This is a genomic window from Planococcus sp. APC 3900 (assembly GCF_030407735.1).
Lineage (GTDB): Bacteria > Bacillota > Bacilli > Bacillales_A > Planococcaceae > Planococcus > Planococcus notacanthi.
This window is the reverse complement of record NZ_JASDCT010000002.1, coordinates 60,307-81,606: the sequence shown is the minus strand read 5'-3', so window position 1 is coordinate 81,606 and position 21,300 is coordinate 60,307. Positions and strand designations below refer to the sequence as shown.

The 21,300-nt window shown below is 43.6% G+C and carries 17 protein-coding genes; 4 read left to right on the top strand and 13 right to left on the bottom strand.

Features of this window, described 5'->3' with window-relative positions; translation table 11 throughout:
* Positions 1-124 precede the first annotated feature (124 nt).
* Positions 125-1,741: an aryl-sulfate sulfotransferase gene (locus QMA04_RS04475; protein ID WP_290184168.1), complete on the top strand. Its 1,617-nt coding sequence runs from the start codon at positions 125-127 to the stop codon at positions 1,739-1,741.
* A 521-nt stretch (positions 1,742-2,262) separates the two neighbouring features.
* Here QMA04_RS04475 and QMA04_RS04470 read toward each other — a convergent pair.
* The 5 genes from QMA04_RS04470 to QMA04_RS04450 all read right to left on the bottom strand — a co-directional run bounded on the left by QMA04_RS04470 (position 2,263) and on the right by QMA04_RS04450 (position 9,198).
* Positions 2,263-4,380: an LTA synthase family protein gene (locus QMA04_RS04470; protein WP_290184166.1), complete on the bottom strand. Its 2,118-nt coding sequence runs from the start codon at positions 4,378-4,380 to the stop codon at positions 2,263-2,265.
* A gap of 186 nt (positions 4,381-4,566) precedes the next feature.
* A complete protein-coding gene (locus QMA04_RS04465) occupies positions 4,567-5,520 on the bottom strand; it encodes a hypothetical protein (RefSeq protein WP_191713688.1) in 954 nt (317 codons plus the stop codon).
* Positions 5,521-5,655: 135 nt separating this feature from the next.
* Entirely contained in the window at positions 5,656-6,660 is a 1,005-nt protein-coding gene (locus QMA04_RS04460; RefSeq protein ID WP_290184163.1) for a GNAT family N-acetyltransferase, read from the bottom strand.
* 197 nt (positions 6,661-6,857) lie between these two features.
* Entirely contained in the window at positions 6,858-7,508 is a 651-nt protein-coding gene (locus QMA04_RS04455; RefSeq protein ID WP_290184680.1) for a DUF4352 domain-containing protein, read from the bottom strand.
* A 268-nt stretch (positions 7,509-7,776) separates the two neighbouring features.
* Entirely contained in the window at positions 7,777-9,198 is a 1,422-nt protein-coding gene (locus QMA04_RS04450; RefSeq protein WP_290184162.1) for a TcaA 3rd/4th domain-containing protein, read from the bottom strand.
* A gap of 159 nt (positions 9,199-9,357) precedes the next feature.
* Between QMA04_RS04450 and QMA04_RS04445 the strand changes: the two genes are divergently transcribed.
* The 3 genes from QMA04_RS04445 (at position 9,358) to QMA04_RS04435 (ending at position 12,933) form a co-directional block, all read left to right on the top strand.
* A complete protein-coding gene (locus QMA04_RS04445; RefSeq protein ID WP_290184160.1) occupies positions 9,358-9,870 on the top strand; it encodes a zinc ribbon domain-containing protein in 513 nt (170 codons plus the stop codon).
* Entirely contained in the window at positions 9,860-11,434 is a 1,575-nt protein-coding gene (locus QMA04_RS04440; protein ID WP_290184158.1) for a zinc ribbon domain-containing protein, read from the top strand. The genes QMA04_RS04445 and QMA04_RS04440 overlap by 11 nt, the downstream gene beginning before the upstream one ends.
* 92 nt (positions 11,435-11,526) lie before the next feature.
* Positions 11,527-12,933, top strand: a complete 1,407-nt coding sequence (locus QMA04_RS04435) for a TcaA 3rd/4th domain-containing protein (protein ID WP_290184156.1) — start codon at positions 11,527-11,529, stop codon at positions 12,931-12,933.
* Between the two features lie 100 nt (positions 12,934-13,033).
* Here QMA04_RS04435 and QMA04_RS04430 read toward each other — a convergent pair whose 3' ends face one another.
* The 8 genes from QMA04_RS04430 to QMA04_RS04395 all read right to left on the bottom strand — a co-directional run bounded on the left by QMA04_RS04430 (position 13,034) and on the right by QMA04_RS04395 (position 21,254).
* Positions 13,034-14,314, bottom strand: a complete 1,281-nt coding sequence (locus QMA04_RS04430; protein ID WP_290184154.1) for a trypsin-like peptidase domain-containing protein — start codon at positions 14,312-14,314, stop codon at positions 13,034-13,036.
* 256 nt (positions 14,315-14,570) lie between these two features.
* On the bottom strand, positions 14,571-15,509 hold the full coding sequence (locus QMA04_RS04425; protein ID WP_290184152.1) for an acetamidase/formamidase family protein: 939 nt from the start codon (positions 15,507-15,509) through the stop codon (positions 14,571-14,573).
* 196 nt (positions 15,510-15,705) lie between these two features.
* The gene (locus QMA04_RS04420) at positions 15,706-17,130 is read right to left on the bottom strand and encodes an amidase (protein WP_290184150.1); all 1,425 of its coding nucleotides are present in this window, start codon (positions 17,128-17,130) and stop codon (positions 15,706-15,708) included.
* Positions 17,127-17,306: a hypothetical protein gene (locus QMA04_RS04415; protein WP_290184148.1), complete on the bottom strand. Its 180-nt coding sequence runs from the start codon at positions 17,304-17,306 to the stop codon at positions 17,127-17,129. The genes QMA04_RS04420 and QMA04_RS04415 overlap by 4 nt, the downstream gene beginning before the upstream one ends.
* A 307-nt stretch (positions 17,307-17,613) precedes the next feature.
* The gene (locus QMA04_RS04410; protein WP_290184678.1) at positions 17,614-18,399 is read right to left on the bottom strand and encodes an ABC transporter ATP-binding protein; all 786 of its coding nucleotides are present in this window, start codon (positions 18,397-18,399) and stop codon (positions 17,614-17,616) included.
* Between the two features lie 2 nt (positions 18,400-18,401).
* Positions 18,402-20,138 carry a DNA/RNA non-specific endonuclease gene (locus QMA04_RS04405; RefSeq protein WP_290184146.1) on the bottom strand — a complete coding sequence of 579 codons (1,737 nt, stop codon included), beginning with the start codon at positions 20,136-20,138 and terminating at the stop codon, positions 18,402-18,404.
* Positions 20,139-20,281: 143 nt separating this feature from the next.
* Positions 20,282-20,566 carry a hypothetical protein gene (locus tag QMA04_RS04400; RefSeq protein WP_290184144.1) on the bottom strand — a complete coding sequence of 95 codons (285 nt, stop codon included), beginning with the start codon at positions 20,564-20,566 and terminating at the stop codon, positions 20,282-20,284.
* Between the two features lie 352 nt (positions 20,567-20,918).
* Positions 20,919-21,254 (bottom strand): hypothetical protein, encoded by a 336-nt coding sequence (locus QMA04_RS04395; protein WP_290184142.1) that lies wholly within the window; start codon positions 21,252-21,254, stop codon positions 20,919-20,921.
* Positions 21,255-21,300: the final 46 nt, after the last annotated feature.

The window sequence follows — 21,300 nt, the reverse complement described above, 5'->3', positions numbered from 1 at the left end:
AAATTCCTTTAAATTGCCTTCATTAAAAGTAATAAAAATCCATCATAAAATTGAAATTCATCTTTAATTTATGGTAAAGTTACTAAGGTTTAATGATTTCGATTAACTAATGGAGGATTACATAATGAAACGAAAAATTTGGCTATCGGGTGCTGCACTGCTGGTTGCGGGCTTGCTCACCGGCTGCAGCGAAGAAGTGAAAATGAAGGATCACGGCGAAATAGAAGTTACGGTGGAAGAGCTTGAATTTCTCGATACGCGGGTGAGCCCTTCCAGTTCCGCTTATGACGTGAAAATTGTCGACCGGCTCCAAGAAGAGCTGGATGCCCTGAAACAGGAAGAAAACTATAAAGTGTCCGAGCCGCTCGCGGTCATGAATCCATTCGGCACCAATACCACCGGGCTTTATCTTCATTTTCAAGCAGCGGATTCCGGTACATTGACGTATACGGTTTCTGCAGAAGGCACAGCGGATTTTACGCGTGATGCAAAAGACGCCAATCCCGCTGCTGCAGAAGCAGAATATCAAGTGATCGGTCTAGTGCCCGGCAAAGAAAATACGGTCAAAGTGACCTATATCAATGAAGAAGGCACACAAGGCGATACTTATTCATTCAAAGTGGCGGCACCTGCAACCACTTCCGGCTACCCGATCACCATGGAACAGACGGCGTCTTCAGGAAATACGGAACTCGCTGACGGCTTGTTCGCGTTGATGGGTGTCAATAATTATGATGGCTACACGTTCCTGTTCGATAACGCAGGCACCATGCGCGCTGAAATCATTTCGGAAGATTACCGCATGGACCGGATGGTGGCTTACGAAGATTCGATGGTCTTCACCACGACCGACCAAAAGCTGGCACGGATGAACCCACTCGGCAAAATCACTGACACCTTTGAACTTAACGGCTACGTCATGCACCATGATTTTGTCATCAACGAAGACGGCCAAGTGCTGACGCTCGTTTCCGACCCGGCTAAAAACACCGTCGAAGACTTGGTGATGAGCATTGACTTGAACACCGGCGAACAAAAGCTGCTGGTCGATTTCAATGAACTGCTGAGCGGCTATAAGCAAAAAACGAAACCGGTGGAAACAGATGGCAAAAGCGTCTGGGACTGGCTTCATTTCAACTCCATTGACTTGGCAGGCGACTCGCTGATCCTCAGCGCGCGGGAAAATTCGACCATCGTTAAAGTTGATGACATCTATACGCAGCCGACCATCAATTACTTGATCGGCATTCACGACGTCTGGGAAGGCACCGAAGGCGAAGAGCTGCGGCTCAAAAAAAGCAGCGAATTTCCAAGCCAAGCAGGCCAGCATTCCGTTACCTATGTGGCGGACGACAGCTTGCCGGAAGGCCAATATTACTTGTATATGTACAACAATAATTACTGGTGGTACGAAAGCCGCCCGGATTACACAGGGGCAGTCATCCGTGACACCAGCCAGACTTTCGAAGCAAATGACCAGGACCGTTCCAAATTCACGAAGTTCCTGGTGGACGAAACCAACCGCAGCTATGACCGAGTCCAGGAATTCGACGTTCCTTATTCCTCCATCGTCAGCAATGCACAAGCGACTGGCGACTCGATCGTCATCAACAGCGGCATGGCCAAGACCTTGGAAGAATACAGCGCAGAAGGCGAGCTTTTGGCCCAGTTCAAGTATGAGGCGAGCACATTCTCTTACCGCGCATATAAATATAACTTTACAGACTTTTGGTTTGAATAAAAGATAAAAAAAGGAGCACATGAAGCTTTGACTTCATGTGCTCCTAGCTTTTAGACAAAAGAATAGTTATATCCTTTAAAGAATAACGATTCATTTCCGCTGATTTGCAGCAGATCCTGCGCTGCAGGCGGACGCTTTCCGCGGACTCGCGCCGAACTAACTCGGACTCGGGTCCGAGTGGATTTCGACACTTCGCTGTCCCGCAGGAGTCGCCGCCCTGCGCTTCGGATCCTTTGCAACGTGATGATCAATTTCATTTAAGCTGTTTTTTATGTGACTGCCTAGCTTGCTCTCTCTTTTGTAGCGGGACGCTTCCAAACGGGCTGGCCACGCAGACTCCTGTGGGAACAGCGAAAGCTGAAGACACCGCAGGAACGCAGTGACGAGGAGGCTGAAGCTGAGCCCACGGAAAGCGAAGTGGCCAGCCCGTTTGGAATTATATATTGTTATTCATTTTGAGTAGATTCTGTCTACAGTATAGGAGCACATGAAGTTTCGACTTCATGTGCTCCTTTTGCGTATTACGGCGTTTCCGCTATTTCAAAATAATCGGTGTTCCGCAGAATATTTTCCAATGAATCGTATAGGGCAAACCGAAATTTTTCTCCGGCTTCCACATCGCTTTTATTGACTGTAAATGTCGAAAGCCCGTTGCCGAGTTCATTCCATTCGGCGACCAGCTCTTCATTGTCTTCACTCAATAATTTCGTGAACTTCGGAACACCTTTGGTCAGGATTTCGAAGGAATTGCCATTGCTGGTGATTTTCTGGACATCCATTTCGGGATACAGTCCCAGGTGGTAATCGTTCGCCGGCATGGCAATCAAACCAGGAATCGTTTCTTCAACATGGCGTTTGCCGTGAAGCAAATCAAATTGGATTTGATGCAGGTCGCCCATTTCTTCTGTCTGTGCGCCCATCTGCTTTTGCCACTGGTTATACGGTATGACAGCATCGCCTTTTGCCCGCATGTCATCCAGAATGGCGGTCACTGTGTTCCCTTTGACGCCGGCCATTTCCAAAGCAATGGCTCCGAATTGATTGGGCGACAAGTCCAGTTCTTTCGGCTCGTTCCCTTCCGACTTCCAAATGAAGTAAGGGACGTTATGGGTATTGATGAAATCGTCATAATCCCCCAGCATATTGTTCGCGATTTGCGTCCCTTGCGAACCGTAGACTTGGTTATTGTTCCCGAAAGTCGGGTAATGATCACCGAAGAAAACCAAAATCGACGGCTCGTCGCGTTTTTCGAGTTCTTCTACAAGGCGGCCGATTTCTTTGTCGACGCTGTTCATCTTATCGGTGAATTTATTCAGGTACTGCCGAGTGATGTCCGGCAGTTCACCGGTTTTCACCAACTCGGACTCTTCCTGCGGCTTATAAGGCTGATGCCCTTCAACCGCTACTGCGTGGACAAAATCCAGCCCTTCGGTCGTATCTAAAGTCTCCAGCACCGAATTGGTGATGTTATGGTCTTTCGGAAAGCCCCAGCCGGAACCAAGCGCGTGATCCAGGTCCATCATTTCCCCGGAAATAAATTGGTCGAAGCCGAGTAGACGATAAACAGATTCCCGCTGGTAATACCAGCCAAAATACGAATGGATGGCGGTCGTTTCGTATCCGGCATCCTTGAACGCATAAGCAGCGGAAGGCAAAGGCTTTTTGACATACAGCTGATACGCAACAGAGCTGTCCGGCATGAACTGGCGGCTCAAACCGGTCAACGCTTCAAATTCCACGTTCGCCGTTCCCCCGCCGAATTCCGGTGAATACATGGTGCCGTGCATCGATTCATCGTACAATTTGCGGAAATTTGGAATCGGGTCCTGGTTGAAATTCTCTTCTCCAAAATGGTACGGGTCGATGAAGGCTTCACTCATGAGAATGATGACGTTCGGCTTTTCTTCTGCCGTGCTTTCAGCTGGCACATAGTCCTTGCCGATCGTTTCAATGGCGTTTTTCGAGTAGCCTTCCGGCGGGGCGATTTTCGCCTGTTGCGCCAGCAAGACAAAATTGCCGAACAAGCCATTTCTCATCGTTCCGACTTCCTGCTGCCACCAGGTATTTTGGAATTGCACTTTTTCCATCGGTGAAAACGGATAGCCCGTCCATAAAATGGCCAGGAAAGCCATGGACAGGACCGAGACGCCGATTTTCAGCACCCACCATTCTTTGACTTTCGGCACCAGCCAGAAAATCGCAGCCGTGATGGCAAGAAAAGCCACACTCCCCCCGATGATGAGCGGCATCGACAAATCGACGGGATTTTCCAGACCGCGCAGTTCATTGAGCAAAGCGAAATCGCCAAGGGAAATCGGGGAATTGCGCAGCTCGATTTTCATATTATTGGCCACCGCAAAAATAACCAGGATACAGCTCACCAGAAAACTGGTGAACATGAACCATTTGCGCGGCAGAATATACAAGACATTGAAGACCGCAATTAAGATGATGATATTCAAGGCAAAGCGTTTGGTAAACTCCGTCGTCCAGACAGAAAACGGCATGTCCAACGCTTTTCGGACAATCGTTTCACTGACATACAACGTCAGAAACGGCAAGCCGACCATAAAACATGCGGTCAGCATCCAGACGATGAGCTTTTTGACGGTGATTGTCTTGGAAAGATTAGTAAACAACGGACTCACTCTTTTCTGTAATTCAAACTCTGCACAAACTATTCCGATAGTGGATTATTCCGTTTAGTATAGCATCTTTTTTTGATTTTATTAATAAAGACGTAATGTTTTTTACGTTCAGTTTACAATAGAACCTTTACATCCACGGATTCCATTCATAAAAAAAAAAGAAGCCGGAGCTTCTTTTTACATCAACTGTTTTTTCACCATCTCCACCATGTAAGCCATATCCTCTAAATTGTAGCGTTGATCGCATGGCAGCGGCAGGATGTTCGCGGCGTATTGGTATTCGATGCTATCTTCCGGACAGTCGTCCAGAACGTTTGGCCAAAGCAGCGGGATGTAGATTTTCTGCTGGGCCAGCTTGTTTCGGATGGGTATGCCGTCCTCCACCAGCAACGGATAGGCGAATGCGCCTTCCGGTTTGGTCAGATTCATTTGGTTATCTGCACCCAATTGTTGTTCCAGATAAGCGTAGTTTTCATTTCTGATGCGGCAGCTCTTGTCGTAGTCAATGGCGCCCATCAGATTGCGGGTCAGTTTGGACATTGCCAGGAGCGGCGTTTCATCGAGTACACCGTCGTTGCTGTGAAAATCATGGTAATATTCACTTGCCGGCGCCTCGTAACGGCCAAGTATATGCTTCATGCGGTCTTTAGAAATGTCCTGCTCGAGCGTTTCATGAAGAATCGCATCGGTTGCCAAATAAGAACCGTCCGGCACGCCAAAGAATTTGCGGCAGGAATAGATGGTATCGACACCAGGCAATGGCTTCTGGAAAAAAGCCTGGCTGTGATCCAGAATCACCTGCCCATAATGCTGCTTCAATGCCTGTGTCTTTTCTTCCGTAATTTGCCCATAAAAATTCACGATATACAAGTATTCGCCAGGTGCCAGTTCTTCATCAAAAATCGGCTGAAACTCCTGGTCCACATGATAATACTCGAATTCATAGCCATACTTCACCAGCTGCCTGCTGACCGAGTCGCATAAGTAATAGGGAATATGCAATTTGGTGATGCGCCGCGCTTTAAGCAGGTACAGCAGGGCATGCCGACCGGTATTAAGCCCGATCAGGCCTTTGTAAAATTCAGTGCCTGCCAGATTATCCAACCCAAAATATCCACCAATCTCTTTCATAACGAACCTCCTACTGTTTCTTGGAACAAACTTTTAACTTGCTGTTTTTTTATTAAATGGCCAAGAGCGAACTCAGAAATCGGCGCCCTTTTGACCTTTCTTGTAATTCCTGACAGCAGATGAGACAACGCACCGTTAATTGATGGTTACAAGAGAGCTTTGATTCCGGTAAGCAGGAAACTGCTCCAGATCGACTGGCGGATTTGCGGATTTGCACAACGATTCGTAAACTGCCGGGTTCCAAACTTTCCGGCCGATAAAGTAATCGAACTCCTCATTACGTCCAAATTTTTTCTTGAACAGGTAGAGTTTGTCATCCGGTTCACCAGTCCGCCCGCCACCATGATGAATCAATGCTTTTCCTTGTTCCTTGCCCCACAACACAAGGGCGTATTGCAGCACATAAGCAGGAGCCAGCCCGTGGTATTCCTGAAGCGTTCCGGTCAGATGAACGTGAATAAAGTCACCGCAGACAAAGCTTAGGCTCATGCCGATAATGTTGCCCTGATAAGTCACTTCCACCACCACTAAATAAGGCCCCAGCAAATCAATGCAATTCTGGAAGTACTCATCATTGAAATAATAAATCGCCTGGGCATCATTTCGCTCCATAGTCGAATAATACAATTCCTTAAAGTCATTCAGATTTTCAGGATGCTCGATAATCCGGTACTCCACACCAGCCTTCAACGCACGCCGGATATCTCTTCTGCAGGAAGCTGAATACTCAGTAAGAATGGGATCATCTGTATCTGCAAGGTTGGTCTGGATGGTATGGCGTTTAAAGCTCAGTTCATAGCAAGCACTGAAATCCAAGTGGTTTTTCACGACCGGATGAAAACGGACAAACTCGGCAACGATTCCGTTTTTAAGGCAATGATCGCCGAATGCCTGCTGGAAATCCGCGGCCAGCGCTAACCTGTCGCCGTCTTTGCAGCTGATCATACGCGGGCCGCCATATCCATATGGCGTTACCAAATCATAAAAAACGCGCCCCTCCAGCTCTATGGGAATTTCACGTTTAATAAATAGATGGCTGACTGTTCCTAATGGATGATCAAAAATAAACTCTTCGCACTTCCCCTTCTCTATTTTTTCATATAAGCGCGCATAGTCTTTCTCAAAATAGATATCTTCCATTTAAACAATCTCTCCTTGTATAGTTTTAATAGGAAGTAATTGGCTGATTTTAGTCTCTTCTGAATCCTATTTTAGTTTAACACAGAGTTTATTAAAAATGCAGTTAATTCAGATAACTTTAAAGACAGTTTATTTTTTCATTAGAAAACACTGCCGTTTTCGGCAGTGTTTCAGCTTATTATTTTAAATTTTGGTAATTACTTAAGCTGTACTTTAGCATCACCAATTTGTACATACCAGCTACCTTGGGCAAATTTCTCTTTCGATACTTCATAAACCGCTGTATCAGTTACACTAATATCAGGGTTTAGGTCTGAGAATATTTTCGAGTTGTCAATTTCTGTTTCGACTGCATAAGAGCTGCTTGCATCTATGTCCGATGAATATTTCGTACCTTTTTCATCTAAAAGGCTCACTGTTGGATAACTGAACATTCCTACGGGTTCATCAGAAATGTTCTTCATTGTATATTGCAACGCTACCAAAGTTCCACCCTCTGAAGCTTTTTTACCTAAAAAATCCGGATCCCCAATAACTTCCATTTCTTCAAAAACTGTAACCGTCACTTCTAAATTATCTGCTACAATAGCTTCTCCTACTTTGTAAAATTTCTCTTCAGCAACTTCCTCAGCTTCAACTTCAACATTCGTATCAGTTGCAGCTTGTTCTTGAGTATCGTTTCCACCAAGGCTACCTAAAATTGATATAACCACTAAGATACCAATTGCCGTCAATATTTTATGCTTCATAAACCAATTGCGCTGGTCTTTACCGCAACTCGGACATTTCTTAACGCCTTTTGCAATTTCTTTTTCACACGCTTTACACGGCACTAATTTGGCCATAATAATAATCTCTCCTTTTTTAATAACTACTTTTAATAGTAATTCAAAAGACTTATTAAGTCTACAAAAATATGGATATAAAATAAGTAATTTTATATAAAATTTATATATATATCTGTTTATTATATATGTAAATTTTTTACATAAAAAAATACTGCTAATTTCAGCAGTATCTCTTTCACTTATTCATTTTTTAAATCTGCTGCCTAATATATAGTTACTTCAAAGCTATCCGACCTAAAAATTACTTAAGAAATACAGGAAAGAGTTTTTACATCTCCACTTTGTCTGAGGTAAGTTGATCTATGCTCTGAATATAATATTGGTCATTTAGCAACTTTATAGTATATGCTTTTGTTTTATTGTACTTTAGACGGTCTTCATAAGAATCAAAATAAAACATTTCTGCTGTTGTGACCACAAAAGTGTTTTCATCTATAATATCTAAACCTGTAGTCGTGTTAGATTGAAAATCATAGTAATAGGATTCTTCCATTGCAGAATGTCTATTGATATCAGCTAAATAATCTTCCTGGACTTGACTACCGGTAGGAAAATACTCCGCAATATAAGAAAAGTCAGCAGAATTCAGGGCAGATTCGAAAGAGTAGCGAAAATCATCAACAAAAGATGCTACAGCTTGCCCATGTGTTTCAACTAGTTGTTCAAGTTTTTTTTCTTCAAGTTGCCTAGTTCTTTCTGCGGTTACTTTTTCCTGTACATGTTCAAAACGGATATGTGCCGAATCAGTTTCAACTGCTAAAGGTTCTCCTTTTACGTTTTCTCCTTTGCCATTTTTTGTTTCAGCAGTGATTTCCACAGTCCCATTCATTGGAATTGGACCGAAAGATTTTATTTCAGCAACCGTTTTTTCAGTGGACTTTCCATCAATCCACAAAATAGCTTCCGGTACGTCAGAAGTAACATTTACCATACCCGCATCAATTTGAGGGGTAGAATTGTAAATATTTTCGCCGTCCCCCACTACTTCAGTTGAACCATTCTCTTTAATTTCACCGTACTCACTAGCCACTTTAACATCCCATTCATAACTTCCGGGCAAAAAATCGCCAACTTTAACTACTTTTCCTTTGTCCCCTTTAACTGATGCACCTTCCATAGTAAATGTTGTACCATTCAACGGCATTTCCATTTCAACTGTTACAGGATGTAATAAATAAGTCACTTCATGATACAAACCAAATAACACTGGGTTTTCAAGGACTGAAATCAATTTATTACCTTTAGAATCCACAATAATATTGGTTAATCCCTCTTCAGTTAATCTACTGGCTTCTGATTTGATTTGATCACGTATATTCTCCCAACCCTCCTCTTCCAAGAAAGAATAGAAGCCTTCTGCACTTTTTGTAGTCCCCTCTGCTACTTCGAAGTAATCCAATAACTCACTTTTATCTCCTGTACTATAGGCATGATTCATTTTAGATAAAGTATTAGAAACATCATACTTTGACTGAAGAAATAAATGGGTTCCAATTAGCCCTATAAGAATCACAACAACTGAAACTACTGCAGCGACTCTTGATTTCTTACTTTTGGATGAGATGATTTTTTTCTCCTTTTTCACTTTTTCATTTTCCAAAGGAACTTTCTCTTCAAGAAGACTACCGCAACCTACGCAGAACTTTTCTTTTCCTTTTCTCTCTTCACCACAGTTAGGACAATTCTTCATACTACTTCCCTCATTCATTTTTAACTAAATATACCATATCATTAGTTTTTTATGAATATAAAATTTGCAAAAGTAATAAAACAATAGTTCTATATATTAAATTCATATGATATTATTTAACTAATAAATAACTATTCTTTAACAAATGGAGGAATTTCAGTGAGCGAGTTTCAGAATAAAGTGGGTGGCAGTTTGAATAAAATTCAAGATTCATTACAGCAAGGCAAGCAAAAAATTCAAACAGTCCAAGAAATCAGCCAAATAGAGCAAACCTTAGGTGCTTTGCGGCAAAAGCGTCAGGAATTGATAGTGTTAATGGGCAATAAAGTGCATAAAAAATTAAGGCTAAATGAAATTGTGGACACTGACTTTCAAGAAATCTTCTCTAATATTGAAGCTATTGATAAAAATATTTACCAGCAAGCAAAAGCAGTAGATCAATTAAAAGCATCAACACAAAATATATATATTTGCACTTCTTGCAATTCGGAAGTAAACCCTTCGGATAAATTCTGCGGCTCTTGTGGAACACCGGTAATTATTCCGGAAACAATCGAAGAAGAACTTAAAAATTGTCAAGAATGTGAGGAAGAAATACCTCATACCGCTTTATTTTGTCCATGTTGCGGGCACTCAACTGTACCTATTCAGGAGGGCGCGTATGTATTGTAAAGAATGCGGTTCTAAACATCCGGGATTTAATAACTACTGTCCCAATGATGGACAAGTTTTAATAGCCACTTTCCCTTCTCCAGTTCACCATAAAAGTGAGGGGTTTTGCGCCGGCTGCGGAAACTCTGTAACGTCTTCCGCACAATATTGTAAACATTGTGGAGAATCGAATAGCATTTCAAAAACTGGAGTAGCTAAAAAGATACAACAACCGCAAACACCTATAAATACAACAATTAAGCAAAATACCAAAATACAATTATTTACTTCCAAATCACTTACTTCAATCTTTTTGGCTTTGGGCATTTCTATATTACTAATGTTTGTAGCTGCCTTTCTTTTAAAAACCGAAGCAGAAACAGCTATGATAGAACTTTCAGAAGGTGAGATAACTAGAGGCCAATTTCACTCTTTCGAGAATTACATTGCCAGTGAGTTTGAAAATGAGTATGAAGTAAACCTTGATCTTCCGAGCATTTATAACATTTTCACATATATCTCCTTTATGCATGGAGTAGACTTTGAACTAACTGGAGAAGCTTTTGAGAAAGAAAGTGACTTCTTTCAGTATGGCATAGATATCAATGTCCAGAATTTTTCTGCTCCCTTACTATTGATTACATTTTTAATATTATTTATGAGTGGAGTTGTATTAGGTTTTTATACTAAAAAAGATAATGTTCCAATGTGGCAATCGATTATGGGTTTCAGCTTTCTTTACGGTATTTTCGTGGCCATCTCATCCTTTATTGCAGGATTTAAATACGATAATGATTTTGACAGCGCATTTGCTGAAGTGTCTTTAAATTTTGTAGGAAAGTTCCCTTTAGTTGAATCATTCTTTTCTGGGCTATTTTTAGCGGCTACTATTGCAGGTTCATCAGCGTTATTTATGGTTTACAAAAAACAAACTTTCATTTATCTCCAAACAAAAGCTTCTTACATACAATATTTAGCTTTTAGTATTTTCTTAATCCTTGGTGGTCTTTTTTCAATGGCAGCTATTACATTAGCAGCACTTAGTGCTTCTCCTGCTGCCGAGGAACTTTTTGAGTATTTTGAGTTGAATGGCATAGCTTTGTTTGGTTCTTTCAGTATATGGATATGGGACTTAGCACATTTCCTTCCAATTAATTTAAGTATGCGTGAGTTTGGAGAAACAGAATCTTACACTTTCCATTTACTAGAATCTTTGTCAGATAATCAAAACGATATTATCAGTTCATTCTTTGTAGCTGAAACTTTTCCAATTTGGGTAAAGTTAAGCTTTTTGTTACCAGCAGCATTGTTGGTTGTGACTGGTTATTATCTTTACACAACACATCGTATGAAAATAATAGAGTTATTGAAGTTTAGCGCATTTTATGGCTTGTTTATGGTTATCGTCAAGCTTTTTACCAGCTTAAAATTATTTATATCCAGTACCAGTTTTGGGGAATCAGATGAGGCTTTAAGTATTCAGGTCCATTCAGATTTAATTTCAGTCTTTTTAATTTCAACTTTATATGCACTTGCTTTTTTCAGTGCAGGTGGATTTTTAAAGCGTTATTTAAGCGAATCATAATTGTATAACTTTATAGACGAATACAGACATCTTCAAAGAGACGTGAGGTGTCTGTATTTCCTTTAGAATAAATAAATACGGGGGTAAAAAAGATGAAGGCCTGTACCAATTGTGGAACTAAAAGAAATTCCAAGGATAAGTTTTGTTTAAATTGTGGGTTCAAACACGAAGATGATTGTAAGCCTGCACCAACCAATAATACTGATAAATTCAGGAAAGCTCCAAGGAAAAAAATAGCTGGGCTTATCACAGTGATAACTCTTTTTGCAATACTACTAGGCACACACGTTTTTTTAAAATCAAAGTACGATTCTTCTAAAACCTTAATCGAAATGAACCAAGCCTATACTCAAAATGATTACAAAGAATTTCTTTCGTATTTCATTTTTGACGACAATGTAATGAGTGACGCTGAAAGTTTCTATTCCTTCGTTGAAGAAGAGGACTGGAAAGAAATACGGGATCAAATGAAAACCGAAGTAGAGCTCCTTCAGAATGAAGGCTTATCGAATATTATTACAGATTCTGCTGGAAATAAATTCATTACGGTCAGTGAAGAACCTATCTTATTTGGTTTATACAATGAAATATCTTTTTTTATTCATCCTATTACAGTCGAAGCCACCACTCTTTTAAATAAAACAGCTATTGAAATACAAGAAAAAACGATTACTGGAAATCAGAATGAAAAAATTGAAGTTGGCAAGTTTATTCCTGGGAATTATAACTGGAAAGCAACTGCTGCCAGCGACTATTCTCCAATTGAAAATTCTGGTACCGCTGAAGTACGTGGAAATGGCTCGAATTTGTATGAACTAAATCCGGCTCTTGAAGCTGGGATGGTTACCGTCACTTCTGATTTGGCTAGTGCTATTTTATGGATTGATGGAAAATCCACCGAAAAAACCGTAACAGAATTGAAAACGCTAGGCCCAGTACCTTTTAACAAAACTGTAGAAATTTCTGCTGAAGCAAAAGATGAGAATGACACTGTTGTAAAAGCAGAACCAATAATGATTGAAAGTAAAACAGCACATCTTACCTTTGATTTTGTCCAGCAGAATATCGCTGCAAAAAAAAGTGAGAAATTGGAGGCTAAGCAGCGAAAAAAATTACTAGAAACCCATGAAATGATGCTACACGATTTTATCGCATCATTCCGTTATGAATTTGAATCAGCTTTAAACTATGGAGATTTCTCTTATATTTCTTCATTTTTTCCTTCAGCCAGCCCTATACAAGCTGAATATATTGAGAAAATGGAAGAGCATTATAATTCTGAGGAATATTACGAATATGATTTCATTTCTACTGTAGTAACTGATATTCAAGCAATCGATAATACTACTATGCAAATCGATACAGACGAGGTCTTCCTTTATACTATTGACGGCAACGATTTCAGGTATCATAAAACTAAAAGATACACTGTTAATGTCCAAGGTGGTTACTACATTACAAATATTAACGAACTATCTACCGATATTGATGAAGAATAATTAATTTTAAAAAGAACTCAGTCCATTTAATGCGACTGAGTTCTTTTTATACTATTCAAAGCTGAGCAACCTATTACCGTAATTGTCATCGTAACTGATTTTATTCGCCTTCAATGTCAGCAATATAATAATCGTCATAGTCGTCCATTACTACTTTGTAGGTTTTATAGCGTTCTTCAAATGTCCAGTCTCCTGAAGTATTCATAAAATCAAAAGACTCGTACGTTTGAATAATTGCATATTTTTCAAAAATCTCTGTTTCTAACACAGTAAAATCTACAAACTCAAAAATCATTCCTCTCCCAGTTACTTGATCAATATAACTTGAAATTCCGTTATAGATTGGACTGTCATAGAGGAGCATGTCTTCAACATAGTAAAAATCTTCCTCCGATAAAGCCATTTCGTAATAAGAACGGTAATCGCTCAGAAACTCAACTGCTTCTTCTTCAATAATTGAAGATCCAGAATCATACTCTTCTCCGTATTCTTCGCTGTCATTTTCTTCATCCTCGAATTCTTTAGGACTGGTTTCATAGTCATTGTAGATGCCAAACAATGCTGAAACTTCAGCTGCAGACATTGGGCTCTTTTTCCATTCCATAAAAGAATTATAAACAGAGTGCAAAGGAATCGAGAAGCCAATTGCATTGCCTTCATTATAAAGTAAGGAATTAATGCCGATAACTTTGCCGTTTTCTGCATTAATAAGTGGACCTCCACTACTTCCTGGAGCTATCTGAGCATCAATTTGATAAACATCTTCATACTGAAAATCAAACGTGATATCCCGATTGATACCGGTAAGATAACCAATCGATGCGGAATTTTCAAAACCATTTGGACTTCCAAGCGCAATTACTTCAGTTCCGACATCAGTAACTTCCATTTCTGTTGTTAAGGGTTCTATCCCTTCAAAAGAAATAACTTTGATTAAAGCAATGTCTTCCACATCTGATATGCCAACTACTTGTCCGCTATACTCTTCACCATCTATATCCCGGACTGTAACATTGGTATAGCCAGCTACTACATGTGCGTTAGTGACGACCATTCCGTTTTCTTCAAACAAAAATCCCGAACCAAAACCATTATCTGTTATAACGGTATAGACTTTTTTCTGTGCATTTTTGATAATTTCTTTCTTGCCGGTACTTTTTTCATTTCCTTCAAAAGTTTGCTCATTAGTATTTCTTTCTTCCCCATTGCCAAAGAGAGAATTCTGTAGACCGAAGCCAACAGCAAGAACAAGAACCAAAAGTAAAATTAATATATTCCTCTTTTTAGAAGTTCCGCTCTTTTCTACCTCTAGCAAAGTGCCACAATTCCTACAAAACTTCGCTTCTTCCTCGTTTTTTTCTCTGCAATTTGAACATTTCATTTCCATAACTCCTCGCCATTCTGCATAAGCCTATTATAAGTTTTAGAATGGAAAATAAATAGTCTATATTATCTAATTAATGTATTTTTATTCTATTTTTATGTTTACATTTATTCTCTTTTCTATTTTAATGCAGCGAATGTGATAAATTCAAACTTTATGTTTTAGGATATATGTGAAAACAGTAAGCAAAGGCTACAAATGTTAAGCTAACAAAAAACACTGCCTTGTTTGGCAGTGTTTCGGCTCTAATAATTCAACTTTCCTGAAACACGGCAAGCGGCAGCAACGCACTCACTACATACTGGCCCGCATCGACGATTTCGGAGATTTTCAGGTCGACGCACAGGCTGGACAATAAATAGGCGTCTTTTGGTTCGAGCGCGTATTTTTCTACAAGATGATCGACCATGGCACGGATGGCGTCGCGCGCCGCTTCCATCAGGTCCGGACCGACGCCGGTCGTGCCGTAAAATCCTTTATGGTCGACCTTTGGCGTCAATGCGCCAGCTGTCTGGAACTGAGGTGCCGGAATCGATTTGCCTTTGATGAGACGAAATTTCAGCGATGCCTGCATCGGGCATTCGAGCGCCGTTACGCAAACTTCCCCGTCACCTTGCGCTGCATGGGCATCGCCGCAGCTGAACATGGCGCCCCCCACTTGCACCGGCAAATACAATTTGGTGCCAACCGTCAGTTGCCGTGTGTCCATATTGCCGCCGAATGTTCCAGGCGGCATAATGGCTTGCCCTTCGGCATTCGCTGGACCGACGCCCATCGTCCCTAGAAACGGAGTGATGGGCACTTTGATGTTGTCGCTGAAATGGATAGATTCGCCATCACTCAAATCGAACGTCCGTAAGTAGGCATCTGGAAACTCTTCCGGCAACAAGCCGAGCCCAGGCAAAATCGCCATCCAGCCCCAACTTCCCGGCTTTAGGTCGAGGATTTCCACTTCCAGCGTATCACCCGGTTCCGCACCACGGATCTCGACGGGTCCTGCGAGCGGATAAACCTTCGCCCAATCGAGCGTGGCAATGTCTCCGGTTTTGGAATCTTTATTGAATTGATCGTCCGCCACTTCCCGGGTGGAAAAATCCACTTGGTCCCCGCTGTCGATCGTCAATACCGGCTGCGGGTCCTTATCCCATGTGTAATGCACGCGGTCTTCCGGAAATTGATGCGTATTGGCCATATTTCGTCATCCTTTCAGGTTGAATTGGCATAGAATCAGCGGTTTTCTTCCAGATAACTGGATATACTTTCTGTTTGAGCCTAAATACTTTCCAGAAGAAGCAAAATACTTTCCAAACCACGATAAATGTCCAAGCCCAGGAAAGCGCAAGCCTGCGCTTTCCGCTCTAAAATCAGCTTTTATTATATGACTCAAATTAGATGGGCTTAATCGCCGTCAAATCCGGCTTATGGCCTTTCATCAGTTCCAGCTTTTCGATTGCGTAGGCGACGTTTAATACTTTTTCCTCCTGGAACGCCGGACCCATGATCTGCAGACCGACCGGCAATCCATCGCGGACACCGCACGGAATGCTGAGTGCCGGCAAGCCGGTCAAATTGCCCGGACCCGTGAAGCGGATGACTTCATCCAAAAAACTTAGCGCCTGGCCATTGATGTCAACGGTGCTGTCGCCGATCGGCGGTGACAGGAACGGAAGAGTCGGCGTGATAAGCACATCCACTTTTTCAAACGCTGCCGCAAAATCGAGATCCAGCTTGCGGCGGATCTGTTGTGCCTGAACATAATCGACACCTGACATCAGCTCGCCTACTTCCAATAAAAAGCGGACGTCATCACCGAATTTTTCCGGCTGCTTGACCAGATTGTCATGATGGATGGCGCTTGCTTCGGTTGTGATGGTGACAAGTTCCGCAAATTCGGCTTGTGCAAGCGATGGGATGCGGACTGTCTCAATACGCGCACCCAACTTTTCAAGTTGCTGCAGTGCATACTGGATCGCTTCATTGACACGATTGTCGACGTTTTTGAAAAAATAACCTTCCTCAATGCCGATGACCATTCCTTTGACGTCTTCATTCAACCCTCCGGAATAATTTTGCGTCGGCCGGTCCACAGATATCGGGTCTTTCGGATCGTAACCGCCGAGCACTTCCAACAGGAGCGCTGCGTCGAAAACGGTTTTTGTCATCGGGCCAATATGATCGAGGCTCCACGACAGCGGAAAACAGCCGTATTTGCTGATGCGGCCATGCGTCGGCTTCAATCCGATAATGCCGCAACTCGATGCCGGAATCCGGATCGAACCGCCGGTATCTGTCCCAAGCGAAGCAATCGTCATATTCGCCGCCACCGCAGCACCGGACCCGCCGCTTGAGCCGCCTGGAATTTTGCTGAGGTCCCACGGATTCTTGCAGGCTCCGTAATGCGGATTGGTGGTCGTCGCTCCCCATGCATACTCGTGCATATTCAGCTTGCCGTGAAAAGTCGCGCCCGACAGTTTGAGCTTCGATACTACGGTCGCATCAAAATCAGCGATAAATCCTTCATGGATTTTCGAGCCCATCGTCGCGGGTTCGTCCTTGAAATATAAAATATCCTTCAACGCCATCGGAATGCCGTGCAAAAAACCGCGGTAATTGCCGCTTTGGATCTCCTGCTCCGCCTGTCTCGCCGATTCCAGCGCCTGCTCTTTCTGCACTCGAATAAAGGCATTGATTTCTCCGTCATACGCATTGACATTGGCCAATACAGCTTCCGTCACTTCAACAGGCGACACTTGTTTGTCGCGCAGCTTCGGTGCCAATTCCCCAATGGATTGTGCTGCCAATTCTTCATTCATGGCCGCTCACCTCCCGGCACATGCGTCAGTCCGATATCGAAATCTTTCAGCTGCGAATTGTCCACGGTTTCCCGCAATTGCTGCACCGCTTTCATCTGTTGCACCAGCATGTCCTGATGCGCTTCCGGTACTTGAATCCCACGTTCCTCTAAAATCCTGTGAATGCCCTCTGCCATAGCAAGTCCTCCCATTCGGATAGTTTGAAAACGTCTGAGAATCTGGGTTGTCTACCGACAGTTTATCATAGTTTCCAGACAGTTCAGATAGTTTAAAGAGGATTTTTGGCAGAATAAAACCCTATCCGGCAAGATCTTGTCTTGTCGAATAGGGTTTGTTGAAGTTATTCGGTGTATTGCTGCAGAATTCTTCCAGTGAATTGGATATACAGTCCAAATTGCCAAAAACACCCTAATGCCCTAACCCAGGAAAGTGCAGGCCTGCACTTTCGGTCCCAAGTACGCTTGGGCCCCCGCCCTCAGCCATTCAATGGTTTCTGACTTTTGACAGCAAGGGCCGTCCGTTGCTCCAAACGACGTTTACGGGCATATCGAAGAAACCGGACAACTGTTCACTGTCGATGAGCTCTTCTGTGTTGCCGGAAGCGAAGACGCTGCCGGCTTTCAACAATAAGGTTTTATTGAATTCCGGCAAGATTTCTTCGATATGGTGGGTGACGTAAATGATGGTCGGGCCGTCCGGTTTTTGTGCGATGGCGGCAATCGACTCGAGCAGTTCTTCCCGGGCGATGAAATCGAGTCCGGCGGTCGGTTCGTCTAGAATAAGCAGTTCTGGGTCCGCCATCAACGCGCGGCCGATCAATACGCGCTGCTTTTCACCTTGCGACAAGGTATGGTAATCCCGGTTGGCGTAATCGAGGCAGCCGAGTTCCCGAAGAATCTCGACGCCTTTTCGGTCGATTTCATCCGTCGTTTCCTGATACAGGCCGAGAGAAGCGAACGCTCCGCTCAGCACCACTTCATATGCATTGTCGTAAATCGGCAACTTCTGCTGGATAGAGGCAGACACAAAGCCGATCTGGCTGCGCAGCTTTTCTGCCAGATAGGTCTTGCCGAATTCCATTCCGAGTACTGTCACTTTGCCTTCCGTCGGGAAAAAATAAGCATTGATCAAATCCAGCAGTGAGGTTTTCCCGGCGCCATTCAAGCCGTACAGCACCCAATGTTCGCCTTTTCGGACCTGCCAATTGACGCCATTCAACACGGTTTTGTCGTCTCTTTTTCGGGTGACTCCTTCCAGTTCCAACATCATTTTCATAGACGGATATCCTCCGCCCGCTGGACACGAGCTGCTTGCCCCGCTGCCATTGGATCAGCATCACGCAGATTGCCGAAATCAAGCCCTGTCAGTTCTTCGATTTGCGTAACCGGCACTTGATAAGTCCCGAACTGGCCGTAGACGAATTCCAGGTCTCCGCCAATCAAATCTTCCTGCGTCTGCAAGTAAGCAGTAGCGGATAAGGCCGCATCGCCTTTCAGCATCACTGCCACTTTCCAGAACTGATCCGGAATCTGTGCATCCCGGTAGCGCACGTCATCGTCCCGGAACACAGGCCCTGTGAACACCGAGACTTTCATGCTGTGGTCGCGGGCATTATCGAGCAAATAATCTTCCAGATCCAGCCACGCTTTTTGGTTGAAATTCTTATGCTGGGGAGAGCAGTTGGTGAAATGGAATGTGTGTTCATTGGCCTTCACCGCATCAACGCCCCAGTTCGGATCGCGGCGCCGCACCAAATGCCCTCGGTCGATATCGTTTGATTGGTAAAATTCCGGTCCGATCTGGTAAGCTTCGTCAATTCGCGGATCAAAATACCAGCGGTCGTTGCTGCGTTTGACGTCCACCAACTGGTTGCCGTCGATGTTGACGGCTGTGTAAAACGCCAATCGGCGCGATTTGCTCATCGCAATCGAGAAATGCATGTAATCAAGGACTCTCTTGCCGTCCGCAGTTTGTGCCACATCGTCTATTAGTGCTTCGCCTAATGCGGGTAAAGGTACGTCGAACCCTTGTCCAAGAAAAGTTGGATCATATCCGGAAGCATCCGCATACCAATCTTCGGCCAACACACCGACTTCCATCGGTTCTGCAGCAGAGCCCGGCATGACAACAGTGAGCAGCTGGTCCAGCAGTTCACGTGAATGTTCTTCTTCCAAGCTGCTGCGCGCCTCGCTGAGATGCTGGATGATCGAACTGATGCGGATCCCTTCATTGGCAATCCACTTAGTGGGGTCATTTGGATCTGGAATACCCGCATGATGCAGCGCCACGACTACCCATTGATCATTAAAAACCGGCGAACCTGATGATCCGGGCTCAGTATCGCTGACATAATGGACAAAGTCCGAAGAGATGAATTTGACTTCATTTTCACGGATGGTGATTGCTTTCGGACCGCCATTCGGGTGTTGGATGATGGTGACGTATTCGCCTTCGAGGATTTTCCCGGGCTTCGGCAATAGCGGCAAATAGCCAAAATTGGTCAGCGGAATGGCGTGCTGATTGTTTTCCTCTACCGCCACGAGTGTAAAATCCAGCGCCTCATCGGTAATGAAAAGCGCTTCCGGATCCAAGCGGAAACTGATGATGTCGCGCGGCATAAAATGGACGTCATCTTCGTAATTGAACTCGGCCACCGCGTACATCGCCGCTTCGGACGTTTCGAGCACATGGTTGTTCGTCAGCAATAAATTCGGTGCTACCAGAAATCCCGTGCCGTAGCTTTCCAGCTGGCCGGATTGGCTGCGGATCGAAATGCGGCAAACGGCTTTGCTGACGTCGAGCCCCGCCTGCAGATGCGCAATCGGAAACAAATCGCTTTGGTTGATGATCCGCTCCATCGCCAAATTATCGTGGTGGTTGATGATGCTCGACCGTGTCATCATCCGTTCTCTTGATGCTGCCGCCTGTGCTTCCAGCCGGCGCTCTTCCTCAAATGCTAAATAACGCTGCAACGCTTCCTGCTGGATCTGTTCCATTTTCTTGGCCATTCTCTTCCATCCCCTTCCGACGTATAGGCTATATTTTTCAATTAAAAATTTAATATTCTATTAATTACCTTCAAAAAAAGTTTATCACAATTAGACGAAGAAAACCCATTCCAGGGAGTGGAATGGGTCGTGGAGTGTCTCGCTTAAAGTGACCATTTTTTATTGTCATTCTTCACAATTGTTTCTTCGCCGGTTTTCGAATCGCGGATGACTCGGTCTTCGGTCGGCACATCTTCCGAGCTTTCATCCGGCGCGTTTTGGAAATCGTCGCCTGCAGTTTCCCTTACGTCGTTTTTGCCGGAGGATTCCCAGCCTTCATCGCTGCCGCTCAGCATTTCGCTGGTTTTTTTGACGACTTTATCGAGTGTTGATTCCTCATTATCCTGGTTGTGGTGCAGGTTCTTATCGTGTGCGTCATTGTTGGTCATGATGCATCCCTCCTGAATGTGTCGTTGCTTCTTCTTTACCCGCTGATGCCGGAAATAATCATTGTAGGAAGGCACTGGATGGCTAAGAGAAGGAAAGCGCATGCTGCGCTTTCCGCTTAAGAAGCGTATTTCTTCTGTTGGGGATTGTATTTCCATAATCGGGAGGATTCCACTACGTTTTATTCCAGTTATATGGAAATACTTTCCGTTTGGAGGCAAATACTTTCCAATAGAGCGCAAATACTTTCTGTTAACGGCGGAATACTTTCCACTCGCCACAAAATACTTTCCAAGCCATAAAAAAGCCATCGCCAAGCTCATTGTGAGCTTGGCGATGGCTTCGTATCTTCTATTATAAATTGCGTTTTGGGTGCGGTTGGGTGATGTCGACCGCGTAGACTTTGATCCGGTTGACCATCAAGTCGCGGATGCCGTAAATCGGGCGTTCGTTTTGCTGGATGTCCTCGATATAGGCGTTCACTTGATCCTGGATATAGACGCCGAACGGCTTGCCTTGGTAACTCTCGTCCAGGCTGTCTGTGCCGGCTTCGAAAGATTTCTCGAAATACAGGTTCGAAACCTCGATGGCAGTCAATTTATCCTCTTCCATATGGGTGCCGACCACTTTGTAATAGTTGCCGTACTCGTCGCGCACCAAATCCATTTCGACAATTTTTTGCATACTCATGGCTTTCAACTCCTCTCTCAAAACTATTTCGACAGAAGTTGAAAGA

Bases quoted from the DNA above. Each gene is read 5' to 3' on its own strand.
- QMA04_RS04435 (WP_290184156.1), top strand. From the start codon at position 11,527: ATGAAGGCCTGTACCAATTGTGGAACTAAAAGAAATTCCAAGGATAAG.
- QMA04_RS04425 (WP_290184152.1), bottom strand. From the start codon at position 15,509: ATGGCCAATACGCATCAATTTCCGGAAGACCGCGTGCATTACACATGG.
- QMA04_RS04460 (WP_290184163.1), bottom strand. From the start codon at position 6,660: ATGGAAGATATCTATTTTGAGAAAGACTATGCGCGCTTATATGAAAAA.
- QMA04_RS04405 (WP_290184146.1), bottom strand. From the start codon at position 20,138: ATGGCCAAGAAAATGGAACAGATCCAGCAGGAAGCGTTGCAGCGTTAT.
- QMA04_RS04415 (WP_290184148.1), bottom strand. From the start codon at position 17,306: ATGGCAGAGGGCATTCACAGGATTTTAGAGGAACGTGGGATTCAAGTA.
- QMA04_RS04440 (WP_290184158.1), top strand. From the start codon at position 9,860: ATGTATTGTAAAGAATGCGGTTCTAAACATCCGGGATTTAATAACTAC.
- QMA04_RS04430 (WP_290184154.1), bottom strand. From the start codon at position 14,314: ATGAAATGTTCAAATTGCAGAGAAAAAAACGAGGAAGAAGCGAAGTTT.
- QMA04_RS04475 (WP_290184168.1), top strand. From the start codon at position 125: ATGAAACGAAAAATTTGGCTATCGGGTGCTGCACTGCTGGTTGCGGGC.
- QMA04_RS04410 (WP_290184678.1), bottom strand. From the start codon at position 18,399: ATGATGTTGGAACTGGAAGGAGTCACCCGAAAAAGAGACGACAAAACC.
- QMA04_RS04420 (WP_290184150.1), bottom strand. From the start codon at position 17,130: ATGAATGAAGAATTGGCAGCACAATCCATTGGGGAATTGGCACCGAAG.
- QMA04_RS04395 (WP_290184142.1), bottom strand. From the start codon at position 21,254: ATGAGTATGCAAAAAATTGTCGAAATGGATTTGGTGCGCGACGAGTAC.
- QMA04_RS04450 (WP_290184162.1), bottom strand. From the start codon at position 9,198: ATGAAGAATTGTCCTAACTGTGGTGAAGAGAGAAAAGGAAAAGAAAAG.
- QMA04_RS04465 (WP_191713688.1), bottom strand. From the start codon at position 5,520: ATGAAAGAGATTGGTGGATATTTTGGGTTGGATAATCTGGCAGGCACT.
- QMA04_RS04400 (WP_290184144.1), bottom strand. From the start codon at position 20,566: ATGACCAACAATGACGCACACGATAAGAACCTGCACCACAACCAGGAT.